The sequence below is a fragment of the Aquincola sp. J276 genome (assembly GCF_024700035.1).
Taxonomy (GTDB): Bacteria; Pseudomonadota; Gammaproteobacteria; order Burkholderiales; family Burkholderiaceae_C; genus Aquincola; species Aquincola tertiaricarbonis.
In genome coordinates, this window is record NZ_JAJONC010000001.1 from 2,833,498 (window position 1) to 2,846,318 (window position 12,821).

The 12,821-nt window shown below is 70.8% G+C and carries 12 protein-coding genes; 10 read left to right on the top strand and 2 right to left on the bottom strand.

Translation table 11 applies throughout. The annotated features are described in order from the left end of the window. Window positions 1-39: 39 nt before the first annotated feature. Genes LRS14_RS13020 through LRS14_RS13035 form a run of 4 tightly spaced genes read left to right on the top strand, consistent with a single transcriptional unit; the run spans window position 40 to window position 3,078 of the window. Window positions 40-1,041, top strand: coding sequence for an SIS domain-containing protein (locus LRS14_RS13020; RefSeq protein WP_257799810.1), 1,002 nt, complete (start codon window positions 40-42; stop codon window positions 1,039-1,041). Further along, entirely contained in the window at window positions 1,041-1,634 is a 594-nt protein-coding gene (locus tag LRS14_RS13025) for an HAD family hydrolase (protein ID WP_046112979.1), read from the top strand. Before LRS14_RS13020 ends, LRS14_RS13025 begins: the two co-directional genes overlap by 1 nt. Next, on the top strand, window positions 1,634-2,296 hold the full coding sequence (gene lptC, locus LRS14_RS13030; protein WP_257799811.1) for an LPS export ABC transporter periplasmic protein LptC: 663 nt from the start codon (window positions 1,634-1,636) through the stop codon (window positions 2,294-2,296). The genes LRS14_RS13025 and lptC overlap by 1 nt, the downstream gene beginning before the upstream one ends. Further along, window positions 2,293-3,078 carry an SDR family oxidoreductase gene (locus LRS14_RS13035; protein ID WP_257799812.1) on the top strand — a complete coding sequence of 262 codons (786 nt, stop codon included), beginning with the start codon at window positions 2,293-2,295 and terminating at the stop codon, window positions 3,076-3,078. Before lptC ends, LRS14_RS13035 begins: the two co-directional genes overlap by 4 nt. A gap of 83 nt (window positions 3,079-3,161) precedes the next feature. On the opposite strand, the gene LRS14_RS13040 is transcribed toward LRS14_RS13035, so the two are convergent. Beyond that, window positions 3,162-3,677, bottom strand: a complete 516-nt coding sequence (locus tag LRS14_RS13040; RefSeq protein ID WP_257799813.1) for an RNA-binding protein — start codon at window positions 3,675-3,677, stop codon at window positions 3,162-3,164. 209 nt (window positions 3,678-3,886) lie between these two features. Here LRS14_RS13040 and LRS14_RS13045 point away from each other — a divergent pair, with 209 nt between their 5' ends. The 3 genes from LRS14_RS13045 to LRS14_RS13055 are packed head-to-tail and all read left to right on the top strand — an operon-like array spanning window position 3,887 to window position 7,591. Further along, a complete protein-coding gene (locus LRS14_RS13045) occupies window positions 3,887-4,810 on the top strand; it encodes a hypothetical protein (protein ID WP_257799814.1) in 924 nt (307 codons plus the stop codon). Between the two features lie 24 nt (window positions 4,811-4,834). Further along, complete coding sequence (locus LRS14_RS13050; RefSeq protein ID WP_257799815.1) at window positions 4,835-5,476, top strand: MarC family protein; 642 nt, start codon at window positions 4,835-4,837, stop codon at window positions 5,474-5,476. Window positions 5,477-5,521: 45 nt separating this feature from the next. Beyond that, complete coding sequence (locus LRS14_RS13055) at window positions 5,522-7,591, top strand: ATP-binding protein (protein WP_257799816.1); 2,070 nt, start codon at window positions 5,522-5,524, stop codon at window positions 7,589-7,591. A 164-nt stretch (window positions 7,592-7,755) separates the two neighbouring features. Here LRS14_RS13055 and LRS14_RS30255 read toward each other — a convergent pair whose 3' ends face one another. Next, window positions 7,756-9,336 carry a methyl-accepting chemotaxis protein gene (locus LRS14_RS30255; protein ID WP_310740825.1) on the bottom strand — a complete coding sequence of 527 codons (1,581 nt, stop codon included), beginning with the start codon at window positions 9,334-9,336 and terminating at the stop codon, window positions 7,756-7,758. Between the two features lie 150 nt (window positions 9,337-9,486). On the opposite strand from LRS14_RS30255, the gene LRS14_RS13070 reads away from it, so the two are divergent. The 3 genes from LRS14_RS13070 to LRS14_RS13080 all read left to right on the top strand — a co-directional run bounded on the left by LRS14_RS13070 (window position 9,487) and on the right by LRS14_RS13080 (window position 12,763). After that, window positions 9,487-10,311 carry an HDOD domain-containing protein gene (locus LRS14_RS13070; protein ID WP_257799817.1) on the top strand — a complete coding sequence of 275 codons (825 nt, stop codon included), beginning with the start codon at window positions 9,487-9,489 and terminating at the stop codon, window positions 10,309-10,311. Window positions 10,312-10,444: 133 nt separating this feature from the next. After that, on the top strand, window positions 10,445-11,098 hold the full coding sequence (locus tag LRS14_RS13075) for a YbhB/YbcL family Raf kinase inhibitor-like protein (protein ID WP_046112971.1): 654 nt from the start codon (window positions 10,445-10,447) through the stop codon (window positions 11,096-11,098). 60 nt (window positions 11,099-11,158) lie between these two features. Next, complete coding sequence (locus LRS14_RS13080; protein WP_257799818.1) at window positions 11,159-12,763, top strand: thioredoxin fold domain-containing protein; 1,605 nt, start codon at window positions 11,159-11,161, stop codon at window positions 12,761-12,763. Window positions 12,764-12,821: the final 58 nt, after the last annotated feature.

The window sequence follows — 12,821 nt, forward strand, 5'->3', positions numbered from 1 at the left end:
CAACCTAGAATGCCCGATCCTAAGTGAGCGATCTGTCACGTGACCACCGAGCCTGTTGCGGTTCCCGCCTTCGATGCCGACCGTGCGCTGAGCCTGGCGGCCCAGACCTTCGAGATCGCAGCCGAAGCGCTGCTGTCGCTGCGTGCCGAGCTGTCCACCGCCTTCGTCAACACCGTGCGACTGATGCTGGCCTGCCGCGGCCGCGTGGTGGTCATGGGCATGGGCAAGAGCGGCCACGTGGGCCGCAAGATCGCCGCCACGCTGGCCTCGACCGGCACGCCGGCGATGTTCGTGCATCCCGGCGAGGCCAGCCATGGCGACCTGGGCATGGTCACGCTGCAGGACGTGGTGCTGGCCATCTCCAACTCCGGCGAGAGCGACGAGCTGAACGTCATCCTGCCGGTGCTCAAGCGCCTGGGCGTGCCCATGATCGCCATCACCGGTGGTGCCAACTCCACCCTGGCCCGGCATGCCGACCACACCCTGCTGTGCAAGGTGGAGCGCGAGGCCTGCCCGCTGAACCTGGCGCCCACCACCAGCACCACCGCGCAGATGGCAATGGGCGATGCGCTGGCCGTCGCGCTGCTGGATGCCCGCGGCTTCCATGAGCAGGACTTCGCCCGATCCCATCCCGGTGGCGCGCTGGGCCGCAAGCTGCTGATGCATGTGCGCGACCTGATGCGCTCGGGCGACGAGCTGCCGTGCGTGGCGCCCGACGCCGACTTCCTGGCGATGCTGCACGAAATGAGCGCCAAGGGCCTGGGCTTTGCCGCGGTGGTGGATGCAGGCGGTGTGCTGCAGGGCATCTTCACCGACGGCGACCTGCGCCGGCTGATCGAGCGGGGTCACGACCTGCGTGCCTTCCGCGCGCACGAGGTGATGCACACCGCGCCGCGCCGCGTGCGCGACGACGTGCTGGCGGTGGAAGCCGCTAGCGTGATGGAGCAGCATCGCGTCACCAGCGTGCTGGTGGTGGATGCGCAGGACCGCCTGGTCGGCGCCATCAACAGCAACGACCTGATGCGGGCGAAGGTGATCTGATGGGGCTCGATCTCTCAAGCCTGGAACCGGCGCTGCGCTTTGCACCGGAGCTTCTGTTGAAGGCGCAGGGCAGCGGACTGGGCATGAAGGCCGCCGTGTTCGACGTGGACGGCGTGCTCACCGACGGGCGGCTCTACATCGCCGAATCCGGCGAGCAGTTCAAGGCCTTCCACAGCCTGGACGGCCATGGCCTGAAGCTGCTGGCGCAGGCCGGCATCGTGCCGATCATCTGCACCGGGCGTGATTCGCCGGCGGTGCGCCGCCGCGTGGCCGACCTGGGCCTGCAGCATGCGCACTATGGCGTGAAGGACAAGCTGGCCGTCGTGCAGTCGGCCATCGATGCGTTGGGCGTGGCCTGGGCCGACCTGGCCGTCATCGGCGACGACTGGCCTGACTTGCCCCTGCTGGTGCGCGCAGGCCTGGCCTGCGCGCCGGCCAATGCCCATGCCGAGGTGAAAGCCGTGGCCCACCATGTCAGCGGCTTGCAGGGCGGCGAAGGTGCGGCCCGCGAGCTGTGCGACCTGCTGCTGATCGCCAGCGGCGCCTATGCACGGCTGCTGCACGGCCAGCTCACCACCTTGGACAGCGCCTGATGGAGTTGCCGCTGCTGGCTCCGCCCGCCGCGCCGGCCCATGCGGCGCCGCGCATGCCCTGGCATTGGCGGCTGCGCGAGGCCTTGTCCTCCTACCTGCCGCTGCTGCTGATGGGGCTGCTGGCCTTGGCCACCTGGTGGCTCGTGAACAACACGCCTGGCGCCCCGGCCGACGCCGCCCGCGCGCCGGTGCGCAGCGACCCGGACTACACGATGCAGGGCTTTACCCTGCAGCGCTTCGCCGACGACGGCCGGCTGCTGCTGCAACTGGAAGGCGACCAGCTGCGCCACTTTCCCGACAGCGACACGGTGGAAGTGGACACGGTGCGCATCCAGTCCTATTCGGCCGACGGCTCGCGCACCCACGCCACGGCCCGCCGTGCGCTCAGCAATGCCGACGCCAGCGAGGTGCAGTTGCTCGGCGGCGCCCAGATCGAGCGCAGCGGCGGTCCGGGCAATGCACCGCCGATGCGCTTCGAAGGCGAGTTCCTGCATGCCTTCCTGCGCACCGAGCAATTGCGCTCGCATCTGCCGGTGGTGCTGCGCCAGGGCGGCAGCGAGATCCGCGCGGGTGGCCTGGATTACAACCACCTCACCCAGCAGGCGGTGTTCAAGGGCCCGGTGAAGGCGCGCTTCCAGCCCGCCGCGAGGTCCGCCCGGTGACTGCGGCGGCCGGGCCGCTGGTGTTCATCACCGGTGCGTCCAGCGGCATCGGACAGGCGCTGGCGGCGCGCTTCCATGCCGCCGGCTGGCGGCTGGCCCTGGTGGCACGGCGCAGCGAGGACACCGCCGCCTGGGCCACGGCGCAGGGATACGCACCCGAACGCTGGGCCACCTACAACGCCGACGTGCGCGACACCGCCGCCATCGTGGCGGCCGGCCACGCCTGCATTGCGCGCCAGGGCCTGCCGGACGTGGTGATCGCCAATGCCGGCATCAGCATCGGCATGGACAGCGCCATCGAGGCCGACCTGGAGGTGATGCGGGCCACCTTCGAGACCAACAACCTCGGCATGGCGGCCACTTTCCATCCCTTTCTGCAGCCGATGTACGCGCGACGCGCCGGCACGCTGGTGGGCATTGCCAGCGTTGCCGCCATCCGCGGCTTGCCGGGACATGGGGCTTACTGCGCCAGCAAGGCCGCGGTGGTCAGCTATTGCGAAAGCTTGCGTGGAGATTGCCGGCCATTTGGTGTCAAGGTAGTGACAGTTGCACCGGGTTACATCGATACCCCGCTGACCCGGCGAAACCCTTATTCCATGCCGTTTTTGATGTCGCCCGCGGATTTTGCCGACAAGGCCTACCGCGCCATTGAAGCCGGTGTCAGTTACCGCGTCATACCTTGGCAAATGGGCGTCGTCGCCAAGCTGATGCGAGTTTTGCCCAATGCACTTTTCGACCGCGTTGTGGCAGGCCGGGGGCGCAAGCCAAGGCAGGGTGAGTAGACGCCGGGCATGAAAAAGGGCGGGGTGTCGAACACCTCGCCCTTCTTGCCTGTCGTGACAGGGGCCCCGAAGGGCCCGTGGCATCAATAGCCGCCGTTGCTGCTGCCGCCGCCGTAGCCACCACGGCCACCGCCGCTGTAGCCGCCGCGACCACCGCCGCCACCGCCACCGCCGTAGCCGCCGCCACCACCGCCGCTGCCGTAGCCGCCGCGGCCACCGCCGCCGCCACCGCTGCCGTAGGGGCTGCGGCCACCGCCGCCACCACCACCGTAACCACCGCCACCACCGCCACCACCGCCGCCGTAGCCGCCACCACCGCCGCCGCCGCTGCGGAAGCCGCCCGGACGCTCTTCACGAGGACGCGCCTCGTTCACGACGATGGCACGGCCTTCGAGGGCCTGGCCGTTCATGCCATTGATGGCGGACTGCGCCTCGGCGTCGGAAGCCATTTCGACGAAACCAAAGCCCTTGGAGCGGCCGGTTTCCCGGTCCATCATCACCTTGGCCGACGTCACGGTACCGAATTGCACGAACGCGCTATGGAGGGATTCGTCGCGCACGCTGTATGCGAGGTTTCCGACGTAGAGCTTGTTTCCCATGGGGAACACCTTCCTTCTAACAGAACACCATGTGGAGCTTCAACCCGTCGTGAAACATTCAAGCGAAGGCGCCGCATCCATACCCGGAGGGCGCAAGGTTAACAAAGAACTTCCAAAAATGCGCAAGCGCTTGCTTGTCAAGTGTTGTTTTCTAAGCGACGCACCAATGCGGGGTGACCACCCGAACCGGGACTTATCATGGGGCGGCCATGAGCATTCCCGGACGCGGTGACCCCCTGGCGGCCCTGGCCCGCCTGCTTGCCAGCGTCGAGGCGGTGCGCCACGGCCGCGCGCTCTATACCCTGCTGTTCACTTTCAGCACCGCCGGGCTGTTGCTGGCGATGGCGGGTTCGTCCATGCAGGCGGAATCGCAGGGCTGGGCGGTGCTGCAGGGCGTGGCCGCGATCGCGGTGGCCTTCTATGGCAGCAATGCCACCGGCATGCTGTTGATGGACCAGGCGCGCGGGCGCGCCGGGCGCGAGGTGGCTGATGCCGTGCAGCAGGCGCTGCGCACCGGCCACCGCCTGCTGCTGGTGATGCTGGCCGCGCTGCTCGCGGTGGTCGCTGTGCTCGGCGTGCTGGCGGCCGGCCTGTTTGCGGCGCGGCTGCCGCTGGTCGGGCCCTTCGTGTTTGCCGGCATGGTGCCGCTGGGCGTGGTGGCGGTGGGACTGTGCGTGCTGGTGCTGGCCGCCGTGGTGGGGCCGCTGGCCGGTCCGGCAATCTGGGATGGCCTGGACGTGAGAACCACATTGCGCCTGCTCGTCAAGCAGGCGCGTGAACGGCTACTTTTCACGGCGCTGATGGTGTCGGTGCTGGGCGCGATGACGGCCGCGGTCGGTGCGCTGTCCACCTTCGTGGTGGTGAGCGGCGGGCGGGCGGTGTCGGCGCTGGCGGTGCTGGTGACGGGCGTGGAGCTGCCACCGCAGCAGTTGATGGCGGGCCTGTTCGGCTTCGGCTTGCGCAGCCTGGGTCCGGCCGGCGCGCCGGTGGCGCAGACGCCGCATGGCGTGGCGGCCCTGGTGGGCGGCGGCATGGTGTTCGTGCTGGCCATCGCGCTGCCCGGGCTGGTGTACCTGCGCGGCGTGTGCGCGCTGTACCTCTCCGTGATCGGAGAGCGGCGAAGAAGTGTGTAAACACTCGGATACGATTGGCCGCTCATGGATCTCCTGAAGCCGCTCATCGCCCTGCTGGCCATCGTCAACCCGATCGGGGCGGTGCCGTTCTTCATCACCTTCACCCAGCACTTCACGCGGGAGCAGCGCCGCCACACCATCCGCGTGAGCAGCTTCAGCGCCTTTTGCGTCATCGCGGTGAGCGCGGTGGCGGGCCTGAAGATCATCGAGTTCTTCGGCATCAGCATCGCTTCGTTCCAGGTGGGCGGTGGCACGCTGCTGCTCATCAGCTCGCTGCAGATGCTGAATGCGCAGCAGCCCGAAACCAAGCCCAGCGACCTGGCCGAAGGTGAAGCCAAGGCGGACGCCGGCGCCAGCATCGCCGTGGTGCCGCTGACGGTGCCGCTGCTCACCGGGCCGGCCACGATCTCCACCATGGTGATCTACGCCGAGAAGACACGCACCGTGTTCGAGCATGCGGTGCTGGTGGGCTATGGCGTGGTGATCGGGCTGGCCACCTTCCTGGTGTTCTCGGCCGCTGGGCGCATCGCCAAGGCGCTGGGCCGCACCGGCATCAACGTGATGACGCGGCTGATGGGCCTGATCCTGGCCGCGATGGCGGTGGAACTGCTGGCCGACGGGATGGTGAAGCTGTTCCCGGTGCTGGCCTCGCACCTGGCCCGCTGACGGCGCTGCTATGAGTGCCCTCCGGCCGTCGTGCCCGGGAAGCGCATGAACGCGCCGCCCGATCCCGCCGCCGCGGTACGCGGCCGGCTGGCCGGCCGGCGGCCGGGGCTGGCCGAGATCGACATCACCACCGTGCCGTCCACCACCGTGCTGGCCGAGGCGGAGCTGCCCGACACCGCGATGGACCCGCGGGTGCTGGTGGACACCCAGCCGCCGGCGCTGCCGCCGCCGCGCCTGGCGGGCGGCGCGCTGGCCGCGCTGGGTTTCACCGCACTGGCCGCCTTGATGGCCGGGCTGACCTGGGCCGCGCTGGCCGCGCCGGTGCCCGCGCACCTGCGCATGCTGTTGTGGGCCGCCCTGGCGCTGGGCTGGCTGGCCGCCGCGCTGGCCTTGCACCGGCTGGTGGCGCGGCTGGCTTCGGCCGTGGCGGCGGTGCAGCGCTTTGCGGAGCGGTTGCGGCACGACGACCTGCCCGGCGCCATCCTGGCGCTGCGGGCGCACAGCCTGCGCGGCTCCAGTGCTTTGCATGCCGCGGCCGGCGAGGTGCAGCTGCTGCTGGGCGAGCGCGAGCGGCGCTGGCATGCGCGGGTGCGGTTGTCCGGTGACTGGTACTGGGAGACCGATGCACAGCACCGCATCTGCTGGGTGTCCGACGACCTGTCCTCCCACCTGAAGCTGGGACTGGAGCCTCGCCAGCTGCTGGGCCACACCTACGACAGCGTGCCCTTCTTCCAGCCGCCCGAGGCCGGCTGGTCGGAACTGATGCTGTGCATGCACCAGCGGCGCGACTTCCGTGATGTGGAGATCGAGGTGCGGCGGCCCGGCCGCTCGCCCGTGTGGATCGGCCTGACCGGCCGCCCGCGCCGCAACGACGACGGCCAGTTCATCGGCCATGAAGGCGTGGGCCGCGACATCACCGAGCAGCGGCTGGCCTTCCGACGCCTGCACGACAGCGAGCGCCGCTATGCGGTGATGAACGAGCTGTCCGCCGACTGGTACTGGGAGACAGACGCCGAGCACCGCTTCGTGGTGGTGGGCGACATGCTCACCGACCTGCTGGGCGATGTGGGCGCGCGGCGCTTCATCGGCCGTACCCGCTGGCATGCCTATGCCGACGGTGCCAGCGAGGAGGAGTGGCAGCGCCACCGCCGGCAGCTCGAGGAGCGGCGGCCCTTCAGCAACTTCGAGTACGCGGTGCGCGTGCCCGGCCGCGGCGTTCGATGGGTGTCGGTAAGCGGCCAGCCCCGGCACGACGCGCACGGCCGCTTCCTCGGCTTCCACGGCGTGGGCCGCGACGTGACGCTGCGCAAGCGCACCGAGAAGATGCTGCTCAGCCGCAATGCCGAACTGGCCCGCCAGGTGGCCGAGCGCACCGCCGAGCTGGAGCAGCACAACCGCGACCTGGAGGCCTTCTCACGCCAGCTGGCGCATGAGCTGCGCACGCCCATCGGCCATGTCGTAGGCCTGGCGGACATGCTGCGTGCCCGCGCCTGGGAGCGCCTGGCCGACGACGAGCGCCATTGGCTCACGCTGCAGGGTCGGGCCGCGCGCGACATGTCGCACACCGTCACGGCGCTGCTGGAGCTGGCCCGGTCGGGCTCCGCGCCGCTGGTGCGCGAGCCGGTGGACCTGAGCGCGCTGGCCCGCTCCGTGATCACCGAGCTGCCCTGGGTGGAGCGTGCGGTGCCCGTGGAGTGGCAGATCCAGCCCGGCCTGGTGGCCCACTGCAGCGCGCCGCTGGTGCGGGTGGCGCTGGCCAACCTGCTGGGCAATGCCGCCAAGTTCACCCGCGACGTGCCGCTGCCGCTGGTGCGCCTGGCCGCGAGCGGCGAGCCCGGCGTGTTCGTGGTGCAGGACAACGGCGCCGGCTTCGATGCCCGCCGCGCGGCCCGGCTGTTCCAGCCGTTCCAGCGGCTGCACACGGCTGAGCAGTTCCACGGCACGGGGCTGGGGCTGTCCATCGTGCGGCGCATCGTCGAGCGGCACGGCGGCACCGTACGCGCCGAAGCACCGGCCAAGGGCGGTGCGAGCTTCTACTTCAGCCTCGGCGGTCCGTTGCAGGGTACCGACAACGCGGGGGAAAGTACCGATGCCGTGGCGCCGAGGCCCACCTAGAGTCCCGGTTCTCGCAGCGGCGCCACTTTGGTGCGTGCCCGCTGAACGGGGGCCGAGGAGACAACAGACACCAAGATCCACAAGATGACGCTGATCCCGTCACGCGCGGAGGTCACATTGCCAACGCCAGCCGATGCTGGCGTTTTTTTCGTCCGTCGCGCCGCTCAGGCCACCGCCTGGGGCACGCGGAACACGCTCACCAGCTCCGTCAGCCTGTGTGCCTGGGCGCGCAGGCTCTCGGCCGCGGCGGCGCTTTCCTCCACCAGGGCCGCGTTCTGCTGCGTCACCTGGTCGAGCTGGTTCACCGCATGGCTCACCTGGCCGATGCCGGCGGTTTGCTCCTGGCCTGAATGGCTGATTTCGCCGATGAGGTCCGACACCTGCTTGACCTGGGTCACGATGTCGGCCATCGAGCTGCCGGCCTCGTCCACCAGCCGGGCGCCGGCGCCCACGCTGTCGACGCTCGCCTCGATCAGCGTCTTGATCTCCTTGGCGGCCTGGGCCGAGCGCTGGGCCAGGCTGCGCACCTCCGAGGCCACCACGGCGAAGCCGCGGCCCTGCTCGCCGGCCCGCGCGGCCTCCACCGCGGCATTAAGCGCCAGGATGTTGGTCTGGAAGGCGATGCCGTCGATCACGCCGATGATGTCGGCGATGCGGCGCGAGCTGCGGCTGATCTCCTCCATCGTCGCCACCACGCGGCCCACCACGTCGCCGCCCTTGACCGCCGAGGCGCTGGCGGTGGCGGCCAGCTGCGTGGCTTGCTGGGCGGTCTCGGCGCTGTGGCCCACCGCGGCATTCATCTGCTCCATCGACGAGGCGGTCTGCTGCAGGCTGCTGGCCTGCTGCTCGGTGCGGCGAGAGAGGTCGGCGTTGCCGGTGGCGATCTGCACGCTGCCGGTGGCGATGGAGTCGGAGGCGCGGCGCACGTCGGCCACCACGCCGGCCAGGCTGCGCTGCATGTGCGCCAGCGAGGCCAGCACGCTGGCGGGTGGTGCATCGGCCGCGCCTTCGATCGGGCCGAGGTCGCCGCGTGCCACGCGTTCCGCGGCGGCGCCCAGGGCGGCCGGCTCGGCGCCCAGCGTGCGCGCTACGTCCCGCGTGATGGCGAACAGGAAGAACACGGCCGCCGACAACGCCAGCACGCCGGACGCGATGAGCGCATGGCGGAACTGCCGGTGCGATTTTGCCGCCGCGGCCAACGTGGCCTGCGTACCCTGGTCCAGCACGGCCAGGTAGGCCGCGACCGTGGCGTGCAGCTCCGCCAGCAGCGGCTGGCACTGGCGGCTCATCAAGAGGGTGGCCTCGTGCACGCTGCCCCGTCCCGCCAGCGCCACCACCTGCAGCGCCACCGGGCTGTAGCGGGTTTCCAGCGCGGCCAGGGCGTCGAAGCGCCGGCGTTCCTCGGCGGTCACGTCCGGGTCGCTGCGGGTGCGCTGCGCCAGCGCGGCAAGCGCGGCTTCCACCGCGGCATGGGCCTGCTTCACCTGGGCAGTCTGCGCTTCGCTTTCGGCCGAACCGGTGGCCAGCACCATGTTGCGCGCGGCAATGGCGCGCAGCGCGGCGGCGTTGCGCAGCTCGTGCGCCAGCGCGATGCGGGCGCTGCCCTGCCGGGCATAGTCGGAGAAGTGCGCGTCGCTTTCCTGCAGGGCGGTGACGGCCACCGCCGAGACGACGAGAACCAGGACGGCAAGCGTGGCGAACGAGGCCGCGAGCCTCGCGCGGAGGGAGAGGTGTTGGAGGTTCATGTCCACTTACATCGTCTGAAAGTGACACGAAATGAACGTTGAAAAGTGACAGAGGCCGCAACAGGGCGTGCGTCCTAGCGGCCGAACTGCGTGGGCAGCCAGGCGCTTTTCCCGTGCTTGCGCCCCTGGAGTGGCCGCTAGCATCCCGCCATGCCCGTCGATCCCGAACTCCGCAGCCTCGACATCGATATTCCCGCCCAGCCGGAGGCGCTCGTTCGCCTGTCGCTGCTGCTTGCGGACGACGAGATCAACCTGGACGCCGCTGCGCAGCTGATCGAGTCCGACATGGCGCTGGCCGCGGCGGTGCTGAAGGCGGTCAATTCGTCGATGTATGGCCTCAAGGGCAGGGTGCAGACCGTGATGCAGGCGGTGCAATACCTTGGCATGCGCGAGGTGGCGGCCATCACCTTCGAGATGGGGCTGCGCGCGGCCTTTCCGCCCAACAAGCTGCTGGAGCCGGTGTGGCAGCGGGCTGCGCGCCGTGGCCTGCTGATGGGCCGCATGGGCCAGTTCCTGGGCGTGGACGCCTGGGCCGCCCACTCCGCGGGGTTGTTCGAGGAATGTGGCAAGGCGGTGCTGCTGCGCCATGCCAGCGACCATTACGGCGCCATGCTGCGCGCCGCGCCCGACGACGTCGACCTGCGCACGCTGGAACGTGCCGGTTTCGGCGTCAGCCATGACGCGCTGGGCGCCGCCCTGTGCGAGAGCTGGGGCCTGGGCGCGCCCTCAGTGGCCAGCGTGCGCCACCATGTGTCGGTGCAGGCCGGCGAGCCGTTTCCGCCGCAGTTGCCGCGGCCGGCGGTGCTGGCCTTGTCGGCCGTGGCCCATATCCTGATGCAGTCGCCCGAGCAGTTGGAGGACGTGGTGGCCCGGGTGGCGCCGCAGGTGCCGCTGGACGAGACCCTGCTGCTGCGCGCCGCCCGCAAGGTGAGCGAGCAGCTGGCCGGCCGCGACGCTGCCGCCACCCAGCACTGAAGCCAGGCACGGATACCGGCGTGAGCTGCGGTGTCCGTTGTCGGCATGCTCCGACAGCCGAATGGGCCGGCGTGTGCTGCCAGGCCGCCCCGGTCGCGTGTCCACTGGGTCTTTCTTCCAGGACCTGACCGCCATGTTGGAAAAACTGCCCGGCATGCTGGGCCATGCACTGCGCCACCAGCGCGCGGGCCTGGACCAGACCGTCTTTCACCACACCCCGCTGCGCACCGGCCAGGCGGCGCTGGAAGTGGGCAGCCTCGCCTTCGCGGACCACGCGCCCATGCCCGCGCGCTACACCGCCGACGGCGAAGGCCTGTCGCCCCCGCTGCACTGGCACGGCGTGCCGCCCAACGCCAGCAGCGTGCTGCTGATCGTGGAGGACGCCGACGCGCCCACGCCGCATCCGCTGGTGCACGGCATCGTGGTGGACCTGCCGCCCGACCAGACGGCCTTGGCCGAGGGCGCCTTCGACCACACGGAGGGCAGCGAAGCCCATGCCGGACGCCATTCCTTCCTGGGCAGCGGCTGGCTGCCGCCCGATCCGCCGCCCGGCCATGGCACCCACCGCTATGTATTCCAGGTGTTTGCGCTGGGTCCTGGCGAGCCGTTCAGCGAAACACCGGGCCGCGACGAGGTGCTGGCTGCACTGCAGGAACGTGCATTGGCCTCCGGCTGCCTGATCGGCACCTATGAGCGGCCCGACGGCTCCATCCGCAGCGACGAGCCCGCCACGGCCACCGCCACCGTGCCGGCTGCCGGCAGCGCGGCGCCGCTGGCGCCACAATGAGCCGCTGGCGCGCATGGTCGCGCGCAAGGGGCGGATGACATGCATGTGGTGGCCCAGCCTGTGAAACCGATCCGCGCGGCGTGGCCCGCGGGCCTGCTGGCCGGTTGCCTGATCGGCCTGTCCGCGCTGAGCCTGCCGCTGCAGGCGGCTCCCGGCCTGCCTTCCACCCAGGTGGCGTGGCAGCCCGCGGCCACCGATGCCGACGTGGACCGCGCCTTTGCCCAGGCCCGCGCCGAGAACAAGCCGGTGCTGTTGTACTGGGGCGCCACCTGGTGCCCGCCGTGCAACCAGCTCAAGGCCACGCTGTTCAACCGGCAGGACTTCGCGGCCCAGTCGCGCTCGCTGGTGGCAGTGCATGTGGATGGCGACCGCCCCGGCGCGCAGAAGCTGGGCGCGGCCTTCCAGGTACGCGGCTATCCCACGCTGATCCTGATGCGCCCCGACCGCAGCGAGATCACCCGCCTGCCCGGCGAAGCCGAGGCCGCGCAGGTCATGGCGCTGCTGCAGACCGCAATGGCCGGTGGCCGGCCCGCATCCGAGGTGCTGGCCGATGCCCGCGCCGGAAAGCCGCTGACCGCCGGCGAATGGAAGCTGCTGGCTTTCCATGGCTGGGAGACCGATGAGTCCAAGCTGGTGCCGGCAGCCGAGCGGCCGGCCGTGCTGGCCGCGCTGCACCGCGCCGCTGCACGCGCTGCCACCGCGGACGAGGAAACCCGCACCCGCCTGATGCTGAAGGCCCTGGCGCTGGGCGCCGAAGGAGCCAACGGCCTGGCTGCCGATGCCGCCGTGCGCACCCGCACCCAGCAGCTGCTGGCCGACGCCTCGGCCGCCCGTGCGCAGATGGACGTGCTGGTCTACAACACGCCCGCACTGGTGCGTGCCCTGGCCGGCGACGACGATACCCGCCGCGCAGCGCTCACCGCGGCTTTCGACACCGCGCTGCAGCGGCTGCAGGCGGACACCACGCTGTCGCGGGCCGATCGCATCAGCGCGCTGGATGCCCGCGTGTCGCTGGCCCGCCATGGCCAGGCGGACGAGGTGGTGTCGCCCCGCCTGCCGCCAGCGTTGCTGGCCGAGGTACGCGGCCTGGCCAACCGGCTGGACCAGGAAACCCGTGATCCGTTCGAACGCCAGGCCGTGGTGCCCTCGCTGGCCTGGGTGCAGGCCCGAGCCGGCCTGTGGGCCGACAGCGATGCACTGCTGCAGGCCAACCTGGCTCGCAGCGCCGCGCCGTACTACTTGATGAGCCAGCTCGGCAGCAATGCCCGCAAGCAAGGCCGGCCGGACGAGGCGCTGCGCTGGTATGCCCAGGCCTTCGAGCGCAGCGAAGGCCCGGCCACGCGGCTGCAATGGGGCGCCGGCTACCTGGCGGCGCTGGTCGATCTGGCGCCCGGCGATGTGGCGCGCATCGAACAGGTTGCGGGGCAAATCTTCACCGAGGCGGGTCGCGATCCGGCGGCCTTCCATGAGCGCAGCGCACGCTCGCTGCAGCGTGCGGCGCAGAAGCTGGCCGGCTGGGGCGCGCAGCGTCCGGCGGCCGAGGCGGCGCTGCAGCGGCTGCAAACCCGCCTGGCCGGCCTGTGCGCCGCGCGGGAGGCGGCCGACGGCCAGCGCCAGGCCTGCGAAGCCACGGCCCGCAGCCTGGTGCCTGGTGGCCGGGCGTGAGCCGCGCGACCCAGAAGTAACAAGCGCCGATTCGATGCCTGAACGAGACAGGCACCGG

Excerpts from the sequence above, each read along its gene's own strand:
- LRS14_RS13075 (WP_046112971.1), top strand. The coding sequence starts at position 10,445 with ATGTTGGAAAAACTGCCCGGCATGCTGGGCCATGCACTGCGCCACCAG.
- LRS14_RS13025 (WP_046112979.1), top strand. The coding sequence starts at position 1,041 with ATGGGGCTCGATCTCTCAAGCCTGGAACCGGCGCTGCGCTTTGCACCG.
- LRS14_RS13045 (WP_257799814.1), top strand. The coding sequence starts at position 3,887 with ATGAGCATTCCCGGACGCGGTGACCCCCTGGCGGCCCTGGCCCGCCTG.
- LRS14_RS13055 (WP_257799816.1), top strand. The coding sequence starts at position 5,522 with ATGAACGCGCCGCCCGATCCCGCCGCCGCGGTACGCGGCCGGCTGGCC.
- LRS14_RS13070 (WP_257799817.1), top strand. The coding sequence starts at position 9,487 with ATGCCCGTCGATCCCGAACTCCGCAGCCTCGACATCGATATTCCCGCC.
- LRS14_RS30255 (WP_310740825.1), bottom strand. The coding sequence starts at position 9,336 with ATGAACCTCCAACACCTCTCCCTCCGCGCGAGGCTCGCGGCCTCGTTC.
- LRS14_RS13040 (WP_257799813.1), bottom strand. The coding sequence starts at position 3,677 with ATGGGAAACAAGCTCTACGTCGGAAACCTCGCATACAGCGTGCGCGAC.
- LRS14_RS13050 (WP_257799815.1), top strand. The coding sequence starts at position 4,835 with ATGGATCTCCTGAAGCCGCTCATCGCCCTGCTGGCCATCGTCAACCCG.
- lptC (WP_257799811.1), top strand. The coding sequence starts at position 1,634 with ATGGAGTTGCCGCTGCTGGCTCCGCCCGCCGCGCCGGCCCATGCGGCG.